The organism is Phenylobacterium sp. (genome assembly GCF_004297125.1).
In the GTDB taxonomy this organism is placed as follows: Bacteria; Pseudomonadota; Alphaproteobacteria; order Caulobacterales; family Caulobacteraceae; genus Phenylobacterium.
In genome coordinates, this window is record NZ_SCVD01000012.1 from 56,787 (window position 1) to 76,466 (window position 19,680).

19 protein-coding genes and 1 tRNA gene are annotated in these 19,680 nt (G+C 67.7%); 12 read left to right on the plus strand and 8 right to left on the minus strand.

The genetic code is table 11. The features are described from left to right. Nucleotides 1-47 precede the first annotated feature (47 nt). The gene (locus tag EPO51_RS06050) at nucleotides 48-1,178 is read left to right on the plus strand and encodes a CaiB/BaiF CoA transferase family protein (RefSeq protein WP_293347260.1); all 1,131 of its coding nucleotides are present in this window, start codon (nucleotides 48-50) and stop codon (nucleotides 1,176-1,178) included. A 246-nt stretch (nucleotides 1,179-1,424) separates the two neighbouring features. Next, the gene (locus tag EPO51_RS06055) at nucleotides 1,425-2,351 is read left to right on the plus strand and encodes a YihY/virulence factor BrkB family protein (protein WP_293347263.1); all 927 of its coding nucleotides are present in this window, start codon (nucleotides 1,425-1,427) and stop codon (nucleotides 2,349-2,351) included. On the opposite strand, the gene EPO51_RS06060 is transcribed toward EPO51_RS06055, so the two are convergent. Both EPO51_RS06060 and EPO51_RS06065 read right to left on the minus strand, forming a co-directional pair. Then, on the minus strand, nucleotides 2,348-2,578 hold the full coding sequence (locus EPO51_RS06060; protein WP_293347266.1) for a sulfurtransferase TusA family protein: 231 nt from the start codon (nucleotides 2,576-2,578) through the stop codon (nucleotides 2,348-2,350). The genes EPO51_RS06055 and EPO51_RS06060 overlap by 4 nt on opposite strands. Nucleotides 2,579-2,704: 126 nt before the next feature. Continuing rightward, on the minus strand, nucleotides 2,705-4,267 hold the full coding sequence (locus EPO51_RS06065; protein ID WP_293347269.1) for a vWA domain-containing protein: 1,563 nt from the start codon (nucleotides 4,265-4,267) through the stop codon (nucleotides 2,705-2,707). 136 nt (nucleotides 4,268-4,403) lie between these two features. Between EPO51_RS06065 and EPO51_RS06070 the strand changes: the two genes are divergently transcribed. From EPO51_RS06070 to EPO51_RS06095, 6 genes are all read left to right on the plus strand, one after another. Next, entirely contained in the window at nucleotides 4,404-4,922 is a 519-nt protein-coding gene (locus tag EPO51_RS06070; RefSeq protein ID WP_293347272.1) for a TadE/TadG family type IV pilus assembly protein, read from the plus strand. Continuing rightward, complete coding sequence (locus EPO51_RS06075; RefSeq protein ID WP_293347275.1) at nucleotides 4,919-5,440, plus strand: TadE/TadG family type IV pilus assembly protein; 522 nt, start codon at nucleotides 4,919-4,921, stop codon at nucleotides 5,438-5,440. The genes EPO51_RS06070 and EPO51_RS06075 overlap by 4 nt, the downstream gene beginning before the upstream one ends. 44 nt (nucleotides 5,441-5,484) lie before the next feature. Continuing rightward, nucleotides 5,485-5,574: transfer RNA gene (locus tag EPO51_RS06080), tRNA-Ser, on the plus strand. A 309-nt stretch (nucleotides 5,575-5,883) separates the two neighbouring features. Further along, nucleotides 5,884-6,222 (plus strand): hypothetical protein, encoded by a 339-nt coding sequence (locus tag EPO51_RS06085; protein WP_293347278.1) that lies wholly within the window; start codon nucleotides 5,884-5,886, stop codon nucleotides 6,220-6,222. Then, nucleotides 6,219-6,698, plus strand: coding sequence for a hypothetical protein (locus tag EPO51_RS06090; protein ID WP_293347281.1), 480 nt, complete (start codon nucleotides 6,219-6,221; stop codon nucleotides 6,696-6,698). The genes EPO51_RS06085 and EPO51_RS06090 overlap by 4 nt, the downstream gene beginning before the upstream one ends. Further along, nucleotides 6,698-7,030: a hypothetical protein gene (locus EPO51_RS06095; RefSeq protein ID WP_293347284.1), complete on the plus strand. Its 333-nt coding sequence runs from the start codon at nucleotides 6,698-6,700 to the stop codon at nucleotides 7,028-7,030. Before EPO51_RS06090 ends, EPO51_RS06095 begins: the two co-directional genes overlap by 1 nt. A 46-nt stretch (nucleotides 7,031-7,076) precedes the next feature. Here EPO51_RS06095 and EPO51_RS06100 read toward each other — a convergent pair whose 3' ends face one another. From EPO51_RS06100 to EPO51_RS06110, 3 genes are all read right to left on the minus strand, one after another. Continuing rightward, on the minus strand, nucleotides 7,077-7,592 hold the full coding sequence (locus tag EPO51_RS06100; protein ID WP_293347287.1) for a hypothetical protein: 516 nt from the start codon (nucleotides 7,590-7,592) through the stop codon (nucleotides 7,077-7,079). Beyond that, entirely contained in the window at nucleotides 7,570-8,253 is a 684-nt protein-coding gene (locus EPO51_RS06105; RefSeq protein WP_293347290.1) for a hypothetical protein, read from the minus strand. The genes EPO51_RS06100 and EPO51_RS06105 overlap by 23 nt, the downstream gene beginning before the upstream one ends. 96 nt (nucleotides 8,254-8,349) lie before the next feature. Beyond that, nucleotides 8,350-8,955 carry a glycoside hydrolase family 19 protein gene (locus tag EPO51_RS06110; RefSeq protein WP_293347294.1) on the minus strand — a complete coding sequence of 202 codons (606 nt, stop codon included), beginning with the start codon at nucleotides 8,953-8,955 and terminating at the stop codon, nucleotides 8,350-8,352. Nucleotides 8,956-9,144: 189 nt separating this feature from the next. On the opposite strand from EPO51_RS06110, the gene EPO51_RS06115 reads away from it, so the two are divergent. The 4 genes from EPO51_RS06115 to EPO51_RS06130 all read left to right on the plus strand — a co-directional run bounded on the left by EPO51_RS06115 (nucleotide 9,145) and on the right by EPO51_RS06130 (nucleotide 13,929). After that, entirely contained in the window at nucleotides 9,145-10,347 is a 1,203-nt protein-coding gene (locus EPO51_RS06115; RefSeq protein WP_293347298.1) for a DUF2235 domain-containing protein, read from the plus strand. Between the two features lie 448 nt (nucleotides 10,348-10,795). Beyond that, the gene (locus EPO51_RS06120; protein ID WP_293347301.1) at nucleotides 10,796-11,227 is read left to right on the plus strand and encodes a hypothetical protein; all 432 of its coding nucleotides are present in this window, start codon (nucleotides 10,796-10,798) and stop codon (nucleotides 11,225-11,227) included. A gap of 19 nt (nucleotides 11,228-11,246) precedes the next feature. Continuing rightward, nucleotides 11,247-12,533, plus strand: coding sequence for a hypothetical protein (locus EPO51_RS06125; RefSeq protein ID WP_293347304.1), 1,287 nt, complete (start codon nucleotides 11,247-11,249; stop codon nucleotides 12,531-12,533). 7 nt (nucleotides 12,534-12,540) lie between these two features. Beyond that, nucleotides 12,541-13,929 carry a Dyp-type peroxidase gene (locus EPO51_RS06130; RefSeq protein WP_293347307.1) on the plus strand — a complete coding sequence of 463 codons (1,389 nt, stop codon included), beginning with the start codon at nucleotides 12,541-12,543 and terminating at the stop codon, nucleotides 13,927-13,929. Here the strand turns inward: EPO51_RS06130 and EPO51_RS06135 are convergent. The 3 genes from EPO51_RS06135 to EPO51_RS06145 are packed head-to-tail and all read right to left on the minus strand — an operon-like array spanning nucleotide 13,926 to nucleotide 19,660. Continuing rightward, complete coding sequence (locus EPO51_RS06135) at nucleotides 13,926-15,104, minus strand: catalase family protein (protein ID WP_293347309.1); 1,179 nt, start codon at nucleotides 15,102-15,104, stop codon at nucleotides 13,926-13,928. The genes EPO51_RS06130 and EPO51_RS06135 overlap by 4 nt on opposite strands. Continuing rightward, nucleotides 15,082-16,977 carry a GMC family oxidoreductase gene (locus tag EPO51_RS06140; protein WP_293347312.1) on the minus strand — a complete coding sequence of 632 codons (1,896 nt, stop codon included), beginning with the start codon at nucleotides 16,975-16,977 and terminating at the stop codon, nucleotides 15,082-15,084. The genes EPO51_RS06135 and EPO51_RS06140 overlap by 23 nt, the downstream gene beginning before the upstream one ends. Before the next feature lie 10 nt (nucleotides 16,978-16,987). Further along, nucleotides 16,988-19,660: a hypothetical protein gene (locus EPO51_RS06145; RefSeq protein WP_293347315.1), complete on the minus strand. Its 2,673-nt coding sequence runs from the start codon at nucleotides 19,658-19,660 to the stop codon at nucleotides 16,988-16,990. Nucleotides 19,661-19,680 lie beyond the last annotated feature (20 nt).

Here is a 19,680-nt window from a genome sequence, read left to right on the forward strand (position 1 = left end):
AAGGGCAAGGCGCCTAGCGTCGCGCGCAGAAAGCTAGGGAGAACAGCATGCGCCAAGGTCCGCTCACCGGCCTGAAGATCGTTGAGTTCGCGGGCATCGGCCCGGGCCCGTTCTGCGGAATGCTGCTGTCCGACCTGGGCGCCGACGTGGTCCGGATCGACCGCAAGGGGCAGGGCCGCGGCGCGCCGTCCGACATCACTTCGCGCGGCCGCCGCTCGGTGGCCTTGGACCTGAAGAAGCCGGAGGCGGTCGAGGCCTGCCTGAAGCTGATGGACGGGGCCGACGCGGTGATCGAGGGCTTCCGGCCCGGCGTGATGGAGCGCCTAGGCCTGGGCCCCGAGGTCGCCCTGAAGCGCAATCCCAAGCTGGTGTTCGGCCGCATGACGGGCTGGGGCCAGACCGGCCCCTACGCCATGGCCGCCGGCCACGACATGAACTACATCGCCATCACCGGTGCGCTGCACGCCATCGGCACCGAAGAGAAGCCCGTGCCGCCGCTGAACCTGGTGGGCGACTTCGGGGGCGGGGCCCTCTACCTCGCCTTCGGCCTGCTGGCCGGCGTGATCCATGCGCGCGAGACCGGTAGGGGCCAGGTGATCGACTGCGCCATGAGCGACGGCGCGGCCTCGCTGATGGCCATGTTCTACGGCTTCAAGGCCGCGGGCATATGGAAGGAGGAACGCCGGTCGAACATGCTCGACGGCGGCGCCCACTTCTACGACACCTACCAGTGCAGCGACGGAAAATGGGTGTCGATCGGGTCGATCGAGCCGCAGTTCTACGCCCTGCTGCTGGAGAAGACCGGCATCGACGACCCCGATTTCCAGAAACAGCACGACCGGTCGGCCTGGCCCGAGCTGCGTCGGAAGTTGGCCCACGTCATCGCCCAGAAGACCCAGGCCGAGTGGACCGGGATCATGGGCGGCACCGACGTCTGTTTCGCGCCGGTGCTGGACCTGGACGAGGCGCCGAAGCACCCGCACAACGCCGCGCGCCAGACCTTCGTCGAGATCGGCGGCGTCGTGCAGCCCGCGCCCGCGCCACGCTTCTCGGCCACGCCCGGCGCAGTCCAGGGGCCACCGCCGGCCATCGGCGCGCACGATCGCGAGGCGCTAAGCGACTGGGGGTTTTCGGACAGCGAAATCGGCGCGCTTCAGGGCGCTGGAGCGATGGCCTAAGCTCAACTGCAACAACGACTTGATCGAACGTGTTACCTGAAGGTCCCGTTCAGGCGCGGTTCAGCCGCCGAACCGCAAATTGAGGCTCGGATCGGTTGTCGCGCTCTCCCGTCCCTCGAAGCGGCGGCCGGCCCGGATGGAACGACACGCCCATCGGCGGCGCGCCACCTACTAACCCGGGTGGCGCGCCGTTATCATTTGGGCCAAGGCTTACCGGACCTTGAGTCGAGCCCTACTTCCGCGCGCATGACCGTATCCCAGCTGATCCGCCGCCTCCGCGCGCGGGACTTCGATCCCATCCACGGTGTGCGGCTCGGTCTCACCGTGCTGGGCAAGGCGCTGTCGCGGCTCTGGGGCCGCGACGTGATGCTCTACAACGGCGGGGTCTCGTTCTTCCTCATGCTGGCGATCTTCCCGGCGCTCGCCATCGTCATGGGCCTCTACAGCCTGCTGTCCGACCCCGCCCAGGTGGCCGCCCAGGGAGAGGCCATGGCCAGGGTGATGCCGGACGCCGCGCGGCTCATCTTCCAGAGCGAGCTGCTCCGCCTGTCGCGCGCCCCGCCCGAGACGGTGTCGGTGCAGAGCGGCGTCGCGCTGGTGATCGGCGGCTACGCGTCGCACCGCGGTTTCAAGGCGCTGCTGGCTGGGCTGTCGTTCATCCACGATGAGGACAAGCCCCGGGGCTTCCTCAGCTTCAATCTGATCGCGCTCGCGGTCCTGATCGCGGCGCTCGCGGCGTTGGCCATCCTGTCGATGGTGTTCTTCGGCTTCCGGATCCTGGGCGAGACCTTCGGTCTGCGTCCCCTGCGCGGCGCGCTGTGGCTGTACAGCGAGTGGACCTGGGCCAGCGTCGGCATGACGCTGGGCATGGCGCTGATCTACCGCTGGGCGATGTCGCGCGAGCCGGTGGATTGGCGGGCCTCGCTGCTCGGCGGCGCAACGGCCGCGGCGCTTTGCATTTTCGCCTCCTGGGCCCTGGGCTACTACGTCGAGGACATCGCGTCCCTGGGCGTCACCTACGGCTCGGTCGCCACGGTGGTGATCTTCCTGATCTGGCTGTCGTGGAACGTGAATGCGGTGTTCTTCGGCGGCGCCCTGGCCACGGAGGTGGAAATCGCCGTCCATCGCCGCCGCGTGCCCCTGGCCTCCGACCTGGGCGGCCTGCAGGGCTAGGTCTTCGCCACCAGGAAGCTCAAGGTTCCTTGAAGCTCCGCCTGTTCCAGCACCTGCGCTCCGATCTGGGCGGCGAAGTGCGGCACGTCGATACGGGCGAGGGGGTCGTCGGCCAGCAGGCGCACCTTCGTCCCGGCCGGCGCGGTCTCAAGCGCACGCCGCAGCCGCAACGTCGGCACCGGACAGCGGTGCCCGCGTGCGTCGACCAGGATCTCGTCGGAAGCCATGCGCGCGCATACACCAGCCCCGGGCCTGGACCCAAGCTCGACCGCCCCAGCGACGCGCCCCAGATACGAGAACGGGCGGCCCCATACCTGTGGAGCCGCCCGCTGGAGGTGTGTCGGAAGCCCGGCCTAGCGCGAGAGGTGCAGGGCCGCGATCTGGCCGGCGATGCTCTCGAACACCGCCGTCAGGGTCGTGGAGTTCTTGACGTTGTAGAAGTTGTCGCGAGACGTGGCGCACGCCTCCAGCAGCTCGCTGGAACCCGCCTCGACGCGGATCGTGTAGATCTCGATATTCTTGGCCTTCATGTTCGTGCACAGCAGGCTCAGGCGGTAATCGAGGGCTTCGGTCCGCTCCTCCGTTGACGCGCCATTCGTCAGGGCCGCGCCGTTGGAACGGATCAACCGCTTCTGCCAGATGTAGCCGGTCCCGGCGTAGGTGCCGTCGTTCGGCGTGTCGCGCTGGGCGATGGTGTTCTCGCCGTCGGTCATCAGGATGACGATCTTCTGATGCTTGGGCGTGTTGTAGGCGACGCCGTCCGCGAACGGGCCGGTGGGTGACAGGGTGTTCCAGCCCCAGGCCATGCCGATCGGGATGTTGGTGTTGCCGTCCGCGTTCAGCGCCTCAATGTCGTTGCGGATGGCCTGGTAGCTGGTGGACAGCCGCCGCATCCTGGAAAGACCGCAGCCGCGGTTCGGGCCGAAGCTGGTATTGAGCGACCCGTTTTTCGCACCGCCGTACTTCGTGATCGAACCTTGCCGCACGCGCCAGTCGTTGCTGTTCGTGCCGTCCTTGACGTAGTCGTTCTGGTAGTCGCTGCCGTACCCGGACGTCTTGCCGTCGGGCTCGTCGACCGCGAAGTAGGGCGTATAGAGCGTCGCCGGCGTGCCGGTGGAGGGCGCCGTATCCTGCACGTCATAGGGCGCTTTGCGCATCTCGACGCAGCCGCGCCAGCTCGTGCCCAGGGTCGAGAACAGGGTGAAGCGGTTGCCGTGCTGGGTGCCGGACGAGGTCGTGAAGATCTCGTCGTTGATCGGGGAGACGCCGCTCTGGTCCATCCAGGTGGCGGTGCGATAGGCGGTCTCGTCGACCCGCACCGTGTTGGAGAAGGGCACCAGCGAGATCTTCACCGCATCGGGCTCGACGCTCTTCTTCGAGGCGTCTTCCATCTTGGTGACGAACTCCTTCGCCGCCTTCTTCATGTCGGCGAGCTTGGTGCCTTCGGTCATCGAACCGGTGGTGTCCAGGACCAGGGCGATCTCGACCTTCACGCTCGCGCGCACGACTTCGGTCGAGGCCTCGATGGCCATGGTCCCGTTGCTCAGCATGCCGGCGATATAGGGCCGGAGATTGAGCCGCGCCGAGGCGACGACGTTGCCGTTCTCGCCGAACGTGAAGGACGTGCTGTCGAGCTCCTTGTCCTCGTCCAGCCCCAGGTTCTGGCCGAGGAAGCGGTCGCCGGCGACCTTCAGCTCCGCGTCGGTCGTCGCGGTCGTCCGCGCCGCCGCCAGGGCCGCCGCGTCCAGGGCGTCCTGCAACTCCATCTTCGCGGTCGTCGCGCGCGCCAGATCCATCGCGCCCAGGCCGGCCACGCACAGGGGGCCCATGGCGAGGGCCGCCACGATCGCGACGTTCCCGCGGTTGTCGAAGCGTTGGACCAGCCGCCCGATGCCGGTGAAGCCTGACCTGCGCATGATCTATCCTGCGAACTGTTGTTATTAATGACTGTGAATATCGCAGGACGGATAATCTCTCCTTATCCAGGATCGTTAAGTTCTATTCACCCTGTTTTGCAACCGGATGTTGGTCTAACCCCGCGAGGCTGGGGGCATGTTCAAGATCAAGGCGCATATTGGCTCCGTGAGGGCCTTCCGCCGGGATGAGCGCGGCGCCTCGGCGATGGAGTTCGCGCTCATCGCGCCCATGCTGTTCTTCGTTCTGCTCTCGATCATCGAGGTCGGGGTGCTGGGCATGATCAGCACGGGCCTGGACAACGCTGTCATCGATTCATCCCGTCGCATCCGCACCGGTCGCGACGACGCCGCGAACTCGGCCTCCGCATTCGAGGATCAGATCTGCAGCCGTCTGGGCGGCGCGCTCACCTCCTGCCGCGACCGCCTGGTCGTCAGCGTCCAGCGCTACGCGAGCTTCGCCACCGCCGGCGCTGCGGCCACCTCGCAGCCGCTGGGCCAGTTCGACAAGGGCGGCCCCAGCGACATCATCCTGGTCAAGGCCAACTACAAATGGCCCCTCATGAGCCCCTTCGTGGCCACGGCCTTCAAGCGCAGCGGTCCGCTCGAGGTCACACTCGCATCGAGGGTCGCCTTCAAGAACGAGCCCTTCGAATGATCACTCTCCTGCGCCGCCTCGGGGCGGACCGGTCGGGCGCTTCGGCCATCGAGTTCGCCCTGATCTTCCCCATTCTGTTCATGATCCACATCGGCGCAGCCGAGGCGCTGCAGGCCTTTGTGGCCCAGCGCAAGGTCTCGCACATCGCCGCCACCATGGCCGATATCACCGCGCGCAACCGCGTTGTGACCACCGCCGACATGAACGACATCTTGGGCGCCAGTGTCGCGATGATGTACCCCTTCCCGACGACGAGGCTTCAGCAGCGCGTCTCCAGCATGAGCGCCGACAACAACGGCTCGGTCAAAACCGACTGGTCGTCGTCGAAGGACTACAAGGATCTCAATTCCCCCGCGATGCCCAGCGGCTACTTGCGGCCGAACGAGAGCGTCATCCTCACCGAGGTGATCTACAACTACGAGCCCACGTTCGGAATATTCCTGTCGGACGACATCCGCATGAGCCGCCACGCCTACGTGCGGCCGCGCCTGTCGGCGAAGGTGGAGAAGACCGACTAGAGCCTGTAGAGCCTGAACCGCGCGCCTGCTAGAAGCCGGCCGCTGGACAGGTGGCCGAGTGGTTTAAGGCAGCGGTCTTGAAAACCGCCGTGGGTGAGAGCCCACCGTGGGTTCGAATCCCACCCTGTCCGCCACGCATCGGAAAAAGGTGGGGAAGAACACCTACTTGCTCCTCGCAATGTCTAACCGTCCGTCAGGGTTAGACACATCCTGTTCGCTTTCCATCCTCGCGATCCGGCCCATCGCAGCAGTTGCCAACGCCTTCTGATTTGCGGCGAGCGTGCGACGCGTTGCGGCGCCGGCTTCAAATCCTTTGGCGCGCACTCAAGGCCGGCGCTCGGCAAGCCAGAACCCTGACGCCCAGCGACCCCCGTTCGCTCAGCCTCCTTGACTCTACCATGGGTGGAGCCGAAGCTTGCGGCGCCGCTCAAGGGCCACCGTCGATGCAGCCGCCCGCCACGATGTCGCCTAGCGAGGCCCTTCAGCACGCCGAGGTCGGCTCGTTCCGCTTCGACGACGAGTTCACGCTCACCTTTGTCATCATCGGCTTCGCGCTGGTAGCCTTGGGCTCCCTGCTGTTCATGACCCGCAAGACACCCGCCACCGAAGACGTGCTGCGGGTCTATGTGGTGGTGATCATCATCTTCGGCACTCTGCTGGTGGTTTCCTCGTCGTACACCACCGAGCAGATCGGACCGGTGCTGGGACTCTTCGGCACGATCGCCGGCTACATCCTCGGCCGGAGCGACCGGGGCGCCGGCGACAAGGAGGACAAGCCATGACCTACCATCCCGCCCTGGCTCTGGCCCTGGCGCTTGTGGTCTCGGTCGCAGCGCCGGGGTTCGCGTTCGCGCAGGACGCGGCCCCGTCCGCGACGCGCCGACGGCCGCCCCCGCCTTCACCGGAAGCCGCGGAGGTCGCATCCGCGCCCCAGAAGATGGAAGTCCCCGGCGAAGCGGCTTCGATCGACCGGGGACCGGCCGCCATAGGGGCCACCCGACTGGCGCTGAAGAACACCACCCGCGACAGCCTCGACTGCACGCTCGCCGTCAGCGGCCGGCCGAGCCGGCGGCTCACCTTCGCGCCCGGCGAGGAGTTCGCCGACGAGTTCCGCAGCTATCCGGACCTGGCTCTAACCTGCCCCGCGATCCGGCGCTCCGCCTACGCCCCGCTGCTGCTGGGCAAGCGCTATGTGTTCGTGCGCGTCGCGGGTACACCCCAGCTGGTGGAAGTCGCCCCTCCGCCCCCGAGGCCGTAGTGCGCGCCGCCCTACTGGCCCTGGCGCTCCTACTCGTCTCGCCCGGGACGGCGGGGTCGCAAGCCCTGCCTGGCGCCAAACTCTACCTGAAGAACAACACCCGCCAGACGCTCCGCTGCAATCTGACCGCCGACGCCGCCCCGCCGCGTGCATTGAAGTTGAAGCCCGGCCGGGAGTTCAGTGACACCTACGCCCGCACCGTCCGGCTGGCGGTGACTTGCCCTGCCGTACGCCCTGCCGCCTTCGGTCCGCTCAAGCTCGGCACGCACTACAGCTTCCTGCGAATCGAGGGGCGAACCGACCTGATCGAGGTTTCGCCGGACCGGCCCTGAACGGAGGCGTGACGCAAAAGGCCGAGGCGGCCTTCCTCGATCGGGGTCACTTGAAGGCGCACTGATCGAGATGCTTGCGTCGTTCGTCCCGCTCAGACCGAACCTGCGCGCGGGAAACATCGGGGGCCATGCACCAGTTGACGTGCTCCGCCATGGACGTGGACCAGCGAGGACCGTCGGTGCGGCATCGCGCCATCGAGGACGCTGCGCGCGCTTCGGCGACGGCGACCTCCCCGTAAGCGATGCAGGCCGCTGCCCGTCCCGTCGTATCGTCGAACTTGGCGTCGTTTCCCGGCGCGCCGAGCGGGTAGCGCTCGCATCCGGCGATCAGTCCCTGGAGCCGCCCTGTGCCCTGCGCGTCCAGCCGCTCCGGGAACTTCTGGATCAGGGCGTAATAATACTTCGAGGCTCGAACGCAGTTGGAACCATAGGCTTGGTCGCCCCGGCTGAGCAGCTGGTCGGCGCTCAGCCCCTGGGCGTGCGCCCAAGCCGGCGCCACGAGCCCCCCGACCAGCCAGAGCCTCGCGGCCAGGCGGAGCCTACTCTTGCGGGGTCGGTCCATCCTCGGTCTCCCTCTCGGGTTTCAGCTTCACGCCGGATGGCGTGGCCTCATCGGCAGTCAGCACGCCCCAGCCGAGGTAGGTGGGACCGTCCTTCGTGCTGAGGCTGTGCAGGGTCACGATGCTGGCGACCATGAGCACCACGCCCAGGAAGGACATCACCAGGCCCGGCGAGGTGCTGCTCAGAGCGGCCTTCATCCCAGCCCCCTCGCCGGAGACGGTTGTGGAAGGCTCGGTCATCTTGCCGAGGATGAAGGCGGAGCCCACGAAAGCCAGGATCATCCCGGTAACGAAGCCCAGGTAGCGCGACCAGACGCTGAACATGACGATGGCGTTGGACTGATGATAGCGCCGGCTCACGATGTTTTCCTCAAGAAGGAGGAGCGCCCTGCGCTGCTGAAGTTCGAGGCAGTCCGCCGACGGCATCGCAGGCTTGCCCGGCGCGGCGCAGGAGGCGCTGTCGAGCAGCAGGCCCGGCGGGATGGTCGGCGGGTGGGCGATGTGCCAGTTCAGCCAGATCAGTTGAGCGAAACTCCCCACGAAGAAAAAGACCGCCAGCACGACGATCACGCGGGTCATGAAGGGGCGGGCCTTGGTCTGCCACTCGGCCGTCCAGGCATCGCGCCCGATCTTGGCGGCCGCTAACTCCTGCTCGTCGCTCACGGAAGCTCCGGGTGACTGCGGCTGTGGCAGAACGACGTTCAGCGTCTCATCCCAGCAACATGTGGTCAAGGCGCTGGCTGGATTCCGCGCCCCCGGCTAAGTTGTGTAGCTCATGGCGGAATAGAAATTTCGCGCATAGCCGGCGACAAGCGGCGCGCGGTCTAGGCCGTTTATGATCCGGCGCGCATTCACCCAGTCTTCGGTGGCGCCGAGGAAGTAGTTCTCCAACCGCTTGCCGGTGAACACGCCGTCGACCATCCCGTGGAACATCACCTTGCAGGCGATCGTCGGATCCATAGCCCTTTCCGGGTGCGCCACGAGGTCCTCGCCCACGATCGGCGACATGGCGGCGTAGTTGGACTTCCAGGTCAGCTGCACGTAGCCGCGACCGCAGTAGCGGGGACCATCCCCGATCTCGGTGTTGCCCATCTTGCGCGCGCGCGCCGGATTGGCGCCGCTCACGTCGTACATCTTGGTGAAGTACGCCTTGCCGCCGTACTCCTGGATCGGCTGCATGGTGGTGGCGGTCTCATGGAAAGCCGTCCCGAGCATGTAGGCCAGCCAACGATCGTCCCGTTGTTCCGACGAAGACTCCCAGACATCGAGGATGGCCGAAAGCCCTTCGACTTGTTTGGCCGCGAGCCTTCCGGAAAAAGGCGCCGAGCGGACGCTGTCGAAGAAGAACCTGCGGTTGATCGGCATCGCGTACGCCTGTTCGAGACCCCTGGTCGATGAACGCTAGGCTCTGAATCGCCGCAGCACAACGCCGACGAGCGCCGATGCAACCTAGACAGGGTCCCGGAGGGGGCGCATCGTTCCGGACGCCCACGCAGAAAGCGTCTTGGAGCGCCAAAGGCAGCGCCCAGAAGACTTGGTTCAGGGGGAGGGACGATGAAGCATATCGCCATCTTCTGCGACGGCACCTGGCAGAATTTCGGCCAACCCAATCCGACCAATGTCGCGAGGCTCGCGCGGGCCACCTTGCGCCGGACCACGACCGGCGCCGAACAGGTGATCCGCTACGATGATGGCGTCGGCGTCGGCACCGGCACGCTGGACACCTTGAACGGGTTGATCGGCGGCGCCTTCGGCAAGGGCCTCGATTACAAGCTGGCCCGCAGCTACGAATTCCTGTGCCTGAACTACGAGGTGGGCGACCGGATCTTCCTCTTCGGTTTCAGCCGCGGCGCCTACACGGTGCGTAGCCTGGCGGGGCTCCTGCGCCAGTTCTGGATCCTGCGGGCGGACGCGAGCGGCCATATCCCCGAGGCCATAGACCTCTATCGCGCCCGGCCGCCGAAGGGCGCCGCCAAGGCCGCGGTCGACGCCTGGCTGGCCGAGGTCGCCCACTTTCACAAACTCTGGGCCCATCCCGTCTCGGAAGCCTTCGTCGGCCAGAAGGCCTTCGACCCCAAGGATCCAGACAGTTTGGTCCCGGCCGACCCCGAGAAATGCGCCTGGATCCAGTACCTGGGCGTGTGGGACACCGTGGGCTCCCTGGGCATTCCGCCAAAGCTGCCGTTCGCCGACCTGGTGGACGAGCAGTACGCCTTTCACGACCTTGAACTCTCGCGCTTCGTCCGCTCGGCCCGCCATGCGGTGGCCCTGGATGAACGCCGCGAGACCTTTGCGCCGACGCTGTGGACGAACGTCGATGACCTGAACGTCAACGCGCGCGCCGCCGGCGTGGCCTATGGCCTGCGGCCCTATCAGCAGCAGTGGTTCCCCGGCGTGCATGGCTCGATCGGGGGCGGCGGCGCCAGTCCGGTCAGCCTGGCCCCGCTGCTGTGGATCGCCGAAGGCGCCGCGCGCGCCGGCCTGGCGCTGGACGCCGAACAGGTCCAGTGGCTGGCGTCGAAGACCGATCCCACCGCCGACTTCGATCCCGAGAAGATGGATCTGGGCGCGCTCGCCCTGCGGCTCATCGGGGCGAAATGGCGAGACGGCCCGAACGATCTCGACCAGATCTCGCTATCCGCCAAGGCTCGCATGAAGGGCCTGAAGACCTATGATCCGCACTCGCTGGAAGACGCCACCGTCGCCGCCGTCCGGGCCGGCGGACTGACCAATCCTCTGCTGTGGTTCGAACCGTGATGGAGCATTTCTTTCAGCAGCTCTCCGACGCTTTCCGCGCGGTCGTGCCGCTCTTCCTGGCCCTCGCGCTGCCGATCACCCTGTTCGTCTGCCGCTCGGTCGTCCGCGGCCAGCGCAGCGCCACCTATGACGACGTGATACGCGCCATCTATCCCGACGGCGCCGGTTCTGCCGGACCGACAGCCCAGCGGGGGATGGCGGCTCCTTCGCAAACCCGGCGCCCGCGCCGCTGGCGCCGAGCGCGGCGGCCCGCTCCGCCGGCCTCGGCGGCGAAAGGAAGCCGGGCATCCAGTGCGGTTCGCCGGCAGCCTCTCGCCCGTCCAACCCTCGAGCCCGCCAGCGGAAGTCCCGGCCCCTGTAGAACCGCTGCAATCACGCGTTGTGAGTCACTCCATCTTTGGTAAGGTTCAGCTCGGCGCGCGCGCCGCCTCATGCCGGGAGACGGCCCATGGCTTACACGGTCGCACAGCTTCTCAAGACGTCGCAGGCGGATCTCGACACCCTGTTCAAGGGCCTCGAGGCGGGCCCCATCCCCGAAGGCCAGGCGGACGGCACCGCGATCATCGCGCCGGGCACGGACTTCAGCGACGAGATCGCCAAGATGGTCAACATCTTCGCCTGGCAAGGCAAGGTGTTCGATAGCCAGGCCGGTGTGCTGCGCAACCGCATCCTGCCGTTCGGCGTCAACGCCATCGTGGCCCGGGTCTACAAGGACAAGAGCTGGCTCGACGACCGGGAGTGCATCGTCCTCGACTACTCGGAAACCTCGCTTGTGGCTCAGTGGATCCGCGACGAGATCCGGATGATCCAGCCCGGCCTCTACCTCGGCAAGGTCTACTGGAATAAGGCGCGCCTGATCGATTTCGCGCTGGAGTTCTAGCGGGAGGGGCCCGAAGGCCATGACCCCTCAGTCGGAGTTCCTGGTGCTCGCTCCGGTGGGCCGACAGTCCGTACCGCCCCTGCGGGTGTTGCTGGCCGGCATGAACAGCTTGCCTGGCCTTGCCGATCCGCAGAACGCCTTGGCGCCATTCGGCGATTTTCCGGCCATCCATGTGGCGCGGTTCGTGGTGCTCGAGGACGAGACGCGTGAGGATCTCGCCGCGTTCGGCGCACCCGTCACGGACCTGCCGACCTACCTGGCGTTCATGGTCGATTGCGACGGCGAGGCGACCGATCTCCTCGATGAGCTCGCCACGCGGGCCGGGGCGGGTCTGCGGCGGATCTTCAGCCATTGCGACGGGTTCGGCCCGGCGACGGACCTGAGGGCCTGGATGGACGCGCATCTGGTCAAGCCCCAAGCGGTCTACCGCAACTGGCCAGGACGGACGGTGGGGCAGGTACGCGAGGAGGCCGCGCTGCGGGATGCGCTGTCCGGCGAGCTGCGCCGCGCCATGGCGGAAGGGGAGGTGACCGCGCAGGCCCTTCACGCGCGCCTGCGCACATACGCCCGCGACCATGGCCCGGCCCTTACCCCGGAAGCGCCGACCCCGGCCGCCTGGAAACGCCGCCATCTCTGGTCGTTGGTCTCGGGCGTCGTGATCCTGGCCATCGCCGCGCCCCTCCTGCTGATCGCCGCGCCGGTGCTGCTGGGGGTCCTGCGCTGGCGCGAGACGAACGACCCGGAGATCACCACGCCATCGGACCGGCGGCGCCAGCAGCGGATCGCGGCGCTGGAGGACCACGATGTCTCCAACCCCTTCACCGCCATTGGGACCATCAAGCCGGGCGGCTTCCGCGCCGCGGTGGTCGCCGCGGCGCTCTGGCTGATCAATTTCGGATCCGAGCACCTCTACAAGCGCGGCCGCTTAGCCCGGGTAGGGACCATCCACTTTGCCCGCTGGATCGTGATCGACGGCGGCCAGCGGGTGCTATTCGTCAGCAACTATGACGGCTCGCTGGAAGCCTATATGGACGACTTCATCAACAAGGTGGCGTTCGGCCTGAACCTCGCATTCTCCAACGGCGTGGGCTACCCGACCACCAGCTTCCTGCTGTTCCAGGGCGCCAAGCGCGAGGAGCAGTTCAAGGCGTTCCTGCGCCGCCGCCAGCAACTCACCGACGTCTGGTACAAGGCCTATCCCGGCCTGACCGCCTTCGATCTCGCGCGCAACAGCGAGATCCGCCGCGGTCTGGAAGATCCCGAGCTTACCGGCGCGCCGCTCCGCGCCTGGCTCGCGAAGATCTGAGGTCGCCATGCCGCAAGCCGTCGCCGAACTCGACGATATCCAGGGCCTGCTGAAGACGGGCTACGGCCCGCTGACGGAGGCCAGCAACCTTGTGCTATGGGTGCGCGACCCGGGCCTGGCGCGGGCCTGGTTGGCGACATTCCGGCCGACCACCATGGGCGACCTCGCGCGCACCCGTGTGGCGATTGCGCGCCACCTCGCGGTGAGCGCGCCCGGCCTGTCGGCCCTGGGCCTGCCCGATACGGTGCTGGAGCGGTTCTCGCCCGAGTTCGTGGGCGGTATGGCGGCGGACCCGGCCCGCTCGCGCCGGCTGGGCGACGTGGGGGCCAACGCTCCGGCCAGGTGGGCATGGGGACAGGCCGGACTCGAGCCTCACCTGCTCCTGATGCTCTTCGCCCTGCCTGGCGGCTTGCCGGCGCTGCTGGCCGAAACCCGGACGCCCGCTTTCGAGGCCGCCTTCGAGGCCCTGGAACTGCCCACCGCGCCGCTGGACGGACGGGAGCCGTTCGGGTTCGTGGACGGGCTGAGCCAGCCCGTCGTCGACTGGGACGCGGAGCGCCGGCCCGACACCTCCGAGGATCTCGACTACGGCAATCTGATCTCGGCCGGCGAATTCCTGCTGGGCTATCCCAACGAGTACGGCCTGGTGACCCGCTCCCCGGCGACGGAAGACGCCGACCTCGGCCGGAACGGAACCTACCTGGTGTTCCGCCAACTCCACCAGGACGTGGAGGGCTTCTGGAACTTCGTGAACGCCAACGGCGGCCTGCCCCTGGCCGAGGCCATGGTCGGTCGCAAACTCGACGGCGAGCCACTGGCCCGCACGGGCGAGCGACCCATCCGCGGTGTGGGGCCAAAACAGTCCGACATCGACTTCAACGGCTATGATTTCGAGAGCGACGTCGACGGCCTGCGCTGCCCGATCACGGGCCATGTGCGGCGGGCCAATCCGCGCACCGGCGATCAGCCCGGCGGCAACCTGGGGATCATCCGCAAGCTTGCCGGCATGCTGGGCCTGGGCATCGAGCGGCGGCCCGACACCATCGCCTCGAGCCGCTATCACCGGCTGCTGCGGCGGGGCCGCAAGTACGGGGCCGGGGCGGACACTGGCCTGCACTTCATCTGCCTGGGCGCCAGCATCGCGCGGCAGTTCGAGTTTGTGCAGGGCGCCTGGCTGGACAGCGCGAAGTTCGGCGGCCTGAGCGGGGAGCAGGATCCGCTGCTGGGCTCGCGCCAGCCGCATCCGGCCGGCCATGCCACCGACGCCTTTCGCTGGCCGCAGCGTGCCGGGCCCTGCCGCACCCTGGAGGGCCTGCCCCAGTTCGTCACCGTGCGGGGCGGCGCTTATTTCTTCCTGCCGGGGGTGAAGGCGCTGCGCTACCTCGCCGCCCTCTAAAAGACCTCATCGCCGGTCGGCTCCATGTGGGGCGCCTGGTTCATCTGCTGCCGGAACTGGCTGAGCTCGTAGTAGAGCCGCCGCCGCGTCCGCCCCTGGCTGCCCAGCGGCCGATGCTCCGGCAGTGCGTGCCAGGGATTGTACTTCAGGTTACGGTTGAACGCCTCTTGGGCCGGCGTGTCGAACACTTGGCGCGGGATCTTCAGGGTGGCGACCGTCACGTAAGGCGACAGCCGTTCCGGCCAGTAGACGCCAGCATGCTCGATCGGCATCCGGTGCGCGTCGGTCTGGACCTGGACGGCGATGTCGAAAGTCACGTCGCGCTCGTCGAGGGTCTTGCGCATGTTGTCGCGCAGGTAGTTGTCCGGCACCCGGCCGAAGGGCAGGCCAGGGATTTTCCGAGGCACCTTGGAGCGGGGGAAGAACGCGTACTTCATCGCCCGCCCTTCGCCGAGCAGGTAGGGGACGTTCGAGTAGTAGGCCTCGCCCAGCGGGTTGCTCATGGTCTTGTTCCACAGGGCCTGCATCAGCATGTCGAGGATGTGCGGGTCCCTCGGGTTCAAGAAGTACCAGAGCGGTTGATGCAGCAGGCTCCAGTGCTGGAGCTTGGCGTTCTCAATGGAATTCGGCGTGACGAAGGTGGGCGTGCAGACGCAGATCAGGTCCTGGGTGTGCTCCTCCTCGTCCATCAGCTTGGGACCCTCGACGCCCATCAGCTTGATGCTCATGGAGCCGAAGCCCACGTCGTCGATGTCCTTGGGGACGTCCGGTCCCGGCCCGGCGTAGCGGACCCAGGCCTTGAAGGTCCGCGGCGTGGCGAAGACGCCGTGGCGGACATGTTCGGGCAGGCCATCCAGCACGGTCACCTCGCCGCGCACCAGGCCGTGGGTCTTGGTGTTGCCGCCGCGCTCGTAGCCGCCCGGCTTGAACCGGCCGCGCATCTGTTCGCGCATCAGGTCGATGATCGCCTGGGTGGCCTCTTCCTCGCCGGGCTGCAGCCGCTCCTCGGCCAGCTTCAGGCCCTCGTTCCTGCGGCCGACGTTGATGAAGAACTGGAAGATGGCGCACAGCGTCGGGCGGAACATTGCGTCCAGCACGTCACGCACGGGTGGTTCCAGCCGACGCTCGATCCGGCTGACCTTGACGAGGACATCATGCAACCGCTGCAGGGGCATGGAGGGCCTCCTTGTGGGGCGCCGGCGCGGCTAGGGCCGCCGCATGGATGACGTCGGCCGCCTTCTCGCCGATCACATACACTGCGCAGGCGATGAAGAAGCCGGGGATGCGGGGGAACACCGAGGCGTCGACCACGCGCAGTCCCGTCGTTCCATGCACCCGGAAGTCGGAGTCCAGCACCCCTCCCTGGTCCCGTGGGCCGATGGCGCAGGTGCACGAGGCGTGATGGCCCCACGCGTGATCGCGCACGTACTGTTCTATCTGCGCCGGCGTGCGGACGTCCGGCCCCGGCTCGGCTTCGGCGGCGATGAGGCCGCGTCGCCGTAGCGGCTCGGCCATCCGGCGGGCGAACTGAACCGCGTGGACCATGGCGCCGAGATCGGCGCGCGCATCACCGGTCCCCTCCTCGAAGTGGTGGAAGTTGATCGCGGGCGGCTCCAATGGGTCCGCAGAGCGTAGCGTCACGCGCCCGCCGCGGTTCTCGGTGCGGGCCTTCAGCACGGTCCAGGTCAGGTAATTGTGGCCCGCGGCGACCTCGGCCGAATAGCCGGGATAGTAGCCCCGGAACGGCGCCAGCAGGCCCATGAAGAAGAGGTCGCGCGGCCCCTTCCCGGCGGCTGGGGAGCGCTTGGCCACCGCGACCGCGGCGCCGTTGGTGATGTACATCCCGGAGCCGGCTGTCCATTGGGCGAAGAGGGCGTCGGTGGCGTCGAAGCGGGCGTGCGCCAGCGCCTGCCAATCGGCCCGCAGCCGGTTCACCACCCCCACCTCGTAGCGGTCCTGCAGGTTGCGGCCGACGCCGGGCAGGGCGACGCGCACTTGGACGCCGTGCCGCGCCAGCTCCTCGGCCGGGCCGATGCCCGACAGCATCAAGATTTGCGGCGTGTTGAACGCGCCTCCGGCCAGGATCACCTCGCGCCGGGCCCGGAGGGTTCCGGTCGCCCCCGTCCCGGGGTGCGGGCGGGGGCTGGCGCGGTAGAGACGTTCCCCGCGGCGGTACTCGACCCCGACAGCCCGCTGGCTCGCGTCGAACAGCACCCGGGTCGCCAGAGCGTGGGTCACGATCTCGAGCCGGCCGCCGGCCGCCGCCGCGCGGTCCCGCGCGTCCAGAACCCGCTCGCGGCTCCCGACACGGCGGTGCGTCCGGGTGCTGAGCGGGGTGTACCAGACGCGGGCGTTGCGACCGGCGATCTGCCGCTTCGAGTTCGGATCGGCGCGCCCGAGGAACAGCCTGACCATGGCCCCTAACGCACGCGGCCCGCGCACCAGGGCGGCCTGGGCGCTGTCGGCGATGAGGCGCAGCATCTGGGGGTCCAGGCAGGCCTGTCGTGGCAGCGCGCGCTCAGTGGTCAGCCAACCGTTCCAGCCGTGGCCGCTGAAATCGAGGCCCAGCCGCGCCAGGAACCGCAGCACCGGCCGGTGCCGGCAGTTCTCCAGCCGGCGGAAATAGGCGCTCATCTTCTTCGGCGCCCAGGACGGGTCGCCGGTGAGGTCTTCGATCTGCTTCCAGTCGGCGTCGTCCGGCCGGATCAGGATCATGGCGTTATGCGCCGTGCAGCCGCCGAGCGTGGCGGCGCGGGGATAGAGCACGCCCTGCGGCTGTCGCTTCCAGTCCGCCGCCTGCTTCGCCGGGTCGGCATAGTGCTCGACGAAAAAGTTCCAGCTGATCGCCGGGCATTCCGAGGCGAACGGATGGAAGGCCGGCACGTCATAGTCGGCGGGCATGCGCTCGCCGCCGTCGTGCGGATCGCCTCCGGCTTCCAGCAGCAGCACCCTGTGGCCGTACTCCGCCAGGCGCGCCGCGACCGTCCCCCCGCCGGCGCCCGAGCCGACCACGATGTAGTCCCATTCCAGTTCCGACGGGTCGTCCATCGGCGAGGGCTCAGAACGTCTTGAGGAAGGCGATCAGCGCTGTCTTGTCCTCGTCGGCCAGGGGAGTTTCGGTTCCCCACGCCTTCTCGTCGGCGCTGAGCGCGTCCTGGCGGTTGAAGGCGGCCGTGCCGAACAGGTGGCCGCGATTGACCACGAAGTCGGGGCACTTGCTGAGCGCCAGGAACGGCTCGCGTACATCGGCGAAGTGGGTGCGCAGCGCGTCGCCCTGGGTCCCCGGCGGCAGGGTGCGCAGGTCGTTCTTCAGCCGGTGCGCCACCGTCAGCAGCCGCCAGGCGTTCGCCAGCCGCTCGAACGGATTGTCGCTCTCGGCCCGCAGCTTGGTGTTCGACAGCAGGTTGACCGGCATGCCCTTCGGGATCGGCCCCAGCACCAGGGCGCCCTTCATCGAGGCCGGCATGACCGGATAGCCTGGGAAGTCGCGCAGCAGCTTCGCCTGGTCGGCCGGGTCGTAGACCATGCCGGGATAGAAGCCCTTGAGGATGCCGCGGATGGGCTTCAGGTCGTCAGGCACGAAGGCCGGTGCGATCACCAGCCAGCTCACGTCCGTGGTCCGGTCGATGACGCCGTGCGCCTTGGCGCCGAGGACGCTGTCGACGGCTCGCCGCTCGGGCCACAGCATCTGTTCGATCGAGGGCTGGAAGACCTTCATCCGGTCCTCCACCCCGACCATCGGCGTGGCCTCATAAGGCTGCCCGCGCGGCGTCAGCTCGGTACGATAGCTGAACGGTCCCACCGAATTGTTCAGCAGGTAGGGCGCGGTGGACCACACCGAGATCAGCGATGGCGGCCGGGTATAGCCGCGACCGCCCGCGGGCATCTTGTAGGGCTTCATCTGGCCGGTGAACGGATCGGCCACGGTGATGGTCCCCACGGACGGCAGCTCCTTGTAGCTGTCCGACGAGAAGTCGTTCCAGATGTTGCCGCGTAGCGCGTTGGTCGCCAGCGGACTGCAGGCGTTGGTGCGCAGCAGGGTCGCGGGCACCCGGAACTCGGCCGATAGGTAGTTGTGGTCGAGGAAGTCCGGCGCGTTCACGATCTTGCGCATCTCGGCCTTGAAGGCAGGCGTCTGGCTGCGCTTCCAATAGTTGGAGAAGCACTGCAGGTAGCCCGGGCCGACGCAGCGATCCTTGGTCAACTCGGCCACCGCGCTCGGCGGCAGCTTGCTGGAGTGGCAGCGTGCGCAGGTGTCGGCAAAGGCCTGCTTGCCGCGGGCCAGGGTGGCCGGATCGACCGCCAGGTGCGCCGCGCCGCCGGGCGCGGAGGCCAGCCGGTCAGGCCGTCCGGCCTTCAGGAAGAACAGCGCGGTGTTCGGCGTGCCGGCCTCCGTGGCCTGCCAGTAGGTCGAGTTTTTCTCCGCCGTGGAGATGCGGATCGGGGTGATCGACTTGCCGCCGGCCACTGGGTTGAAGTGGAGGAACCATTCCTCCGAAAACAGGCCGATGTTCAGATAGACGCGGTTCAGCGCCCCCAACGCTCCGACGGAATCCGAGCCGTCCTTCAGCACCCGCGGGGTCAGCACCTGGCCGGGAGGCGTGTAGAAGGCGGTGAGCGGGCCGCTGGAGACGTAGCTGTTGAACTGCTTGTTGTTGCGTTCGCCGCCCTTGATCGTCTCGCGCCCCAGATAGCGCGCCCCGCCCGGCAGACTTTCGGTCGCCGCGACCCCCAGGCGGTCGTCCAGGCTGTAGATGGCGTTCATGGTCCGGGGGTTGTTGATCATGTCGGTGGAGACCAGCGAGGTATCCATGGCTCCCGGCCGATAGGTGTGGACGAGCTGGAACATGTAATTCTTGACGTCGGCGTCGTGCACGAACAGCCGGTCGACCCACATGTACTGCGCGCCCACCGTCGAATTCAGCTCGGCGAATTTCGGGTGCTCGGGATCGGCGGGCGGGGCGATGGGGCTAGGCCCCACGTGACAGAAGCCGCACGACATCCCCACGCGGTACGGCCGCACCAGCTTCGGGTCGTTGTAGTAGCCCGGGTCTTCGTAATAGCGCTTCGGGTCCCACTTCTTGGCCGCGGCGTCATCGAAGGCGGGATTGGGGAACAGGCGCAGGCCCATCACACCGGTGGGATAGCCATAGTACGAGCCTATAGGCATGGCGGCAGGCGGCCGCGCGCCGTCGGCGAAACGAGTGTCCGCTCGGAAGGCCTTGCCGCGGAAGCCGGTCTTGACGCCGGGGTAGGCGGCTTCGTCGGCGAACGGATCGGGGCCGCAACCTTCGCCTTCGACCCGGACGTCCAGGTAGAGCCCGAACCGCTGCGGGTCGGGCGCCGTGGGTTCCTGGAAGCAGGGCTCGTTGACCAGCCCCAGGTTCGCCCAGCGGTTCTCACGATGAAACGTTTGGCCCGGATAGGAGGTGACGATCTTCAGGAGGTCGAAGGCCCCGAAGGTCTTCTCGGTCATGGCGTCCCAGAACCGGTCGTTGCCGCCGGTCCACACCAGCCACATGTTGCGACCCTGAACCTGGCGCTCATTCAGCGCCACGCCATTGTCCATGTCGCGGAAGTAGTCGACGCCCGAGTGCGGGAACGATGCGGCCTCGCGTCCCACCGTCTTGGCCTCGTCAAGGACGGAGCCAGATTTCGGGCCCCGATCGCAGCCCGCCATGGCGAGCAAGGCCATCAACGCCGCGCAGACACCCCACCGCCGCGACCGCATCAGCCCCTCCACACGTCAGG

Excerpts from the sequence above, each read along its gene's own strand:
- EPO51_RS06050 (WP_293347260.1), top strand. The coding sequence starts at position 48 with ATGCGCCAAGGTCCGCTCACCGGCCTGAAGATCGTTGAGTTCGCGGGC.
- EPO51_RS06075 (WP_293347275.1), top strand. The coding sequence starts at position 4,919 with ATGATCACTCTCCTGCGCCGCCTCGGGGCGGACCGGTCGGGCGCTTCG.
- EPO51_RS06100 (WP_293347287.1), bottom strand. The coding sequence starts at position 7,592 with ATGGACCGACCCCGCAAGAGTAGGCTCCGCCTGGCCGCGAGGCTCTGG.
- EPO51_RS06070 (WP_293347272.1), top strand. The coding sequence starts at position 4,404 with ATGTTCAAGATCAAGGCGCATATTGGCTCCGTGAGGGCCTTCCGCCGG.
- EPO51_RS06060 (WP_293347266.1), bottom strand. The coding sequence starts at position 2,578 with ATGGCTTCCGACGAGATCCTGGTCGACGCACGCGGGCACCGCTGTCCG.
- EPO51_RS06120 (WP_293347301.1), top strand. The coding sequence starts at position 10,796 with ATGGCTTACACGGTCGCACAGCTTCTCAAGACGTCGCAGGCGGATCTC.
- EPO51_RS06140 (WP_293347312.1), bottom strand. The coding sequence starts at position 16,977 with ATGGACGACCCGTCGGAACTGGAATGGGACTACATCGTGGTCGGCTCG.
- EPO51_RS06090 (WP_293347281.1), top strand. The coding sequence starts at position 6,219 with ATGACCTACCATCCCGCCCTGGCTCTGGCCCTGGCGCTTGTGGTCTCG.
- EPO51_RS06110 (WP_293347294.1), bottom strand. The coding sequence starts at position 8,955 with ATGCCGATCAACCGCAGGTTCTTCTTCGACAGCGTCCGCTCGGCGCCT.
- EPO51_RS06135 (WP_293347309.1), bottom strand. The coding sequence starts at position 15,104 with ATGCCCCTGCAGCGGTTGCATGATGTCCTCGTCAAGGTCAGCCGGATC.
- EPO51_RS06125 (WP_293347304.1), top strand. The coding sequence starts at position 11,247 with ATGACCCCTCAGTCGGAGTTCCTGGTGCTCGCTCCGGTGGGCCGACAG.
- EPO51_RS06065 (WP_293347269.1), bottom strand. The coding sequence starts at position 4,267 with ATGCGCAGGTCAGGCTTCACCGGCATCGGGCGGCTGGTCCAACGCTTC.
- EPO51_RS06055 (WP_293347263.1), top strand. The coding sequence starts at position 1,425 with ATGACCGTATCCCAGCTGATCCGCCGCCTCCGCGCGCGGGACTTCGAT.
- EPO51_RS06115 (WP_293347298.1), top strand. The coding sequence starts at position 9,145 with ATGAAGCATATCGCCATCTTCTGCGACGGCACCTGGCAGAATTTCGGC.
- EPO51_RS06085 (WP_293347278.1), top strand. The coding sequence starts at position 5,884 with ATGCAGCCGCCCGCCACGATGTCGCCTAGCGAGGCCCTTCAGCACGCC.
- EPO51_RS06130 (WP_293347307.1), top strand. The coding sequence starts at position 12,541 with ATGCCGCAAGCCGTCGCCGAACTCGACGATATCCAGGGCCTGCTGAAG.
- EPO51_RS06145 (WP_293347315.1), bottom strand. The coding sequence starts at position 19,660 with ATGCGGTCGCGGCGGTGGGGTGTCTGCGCGGCGTTGATGGCCTTGCTC.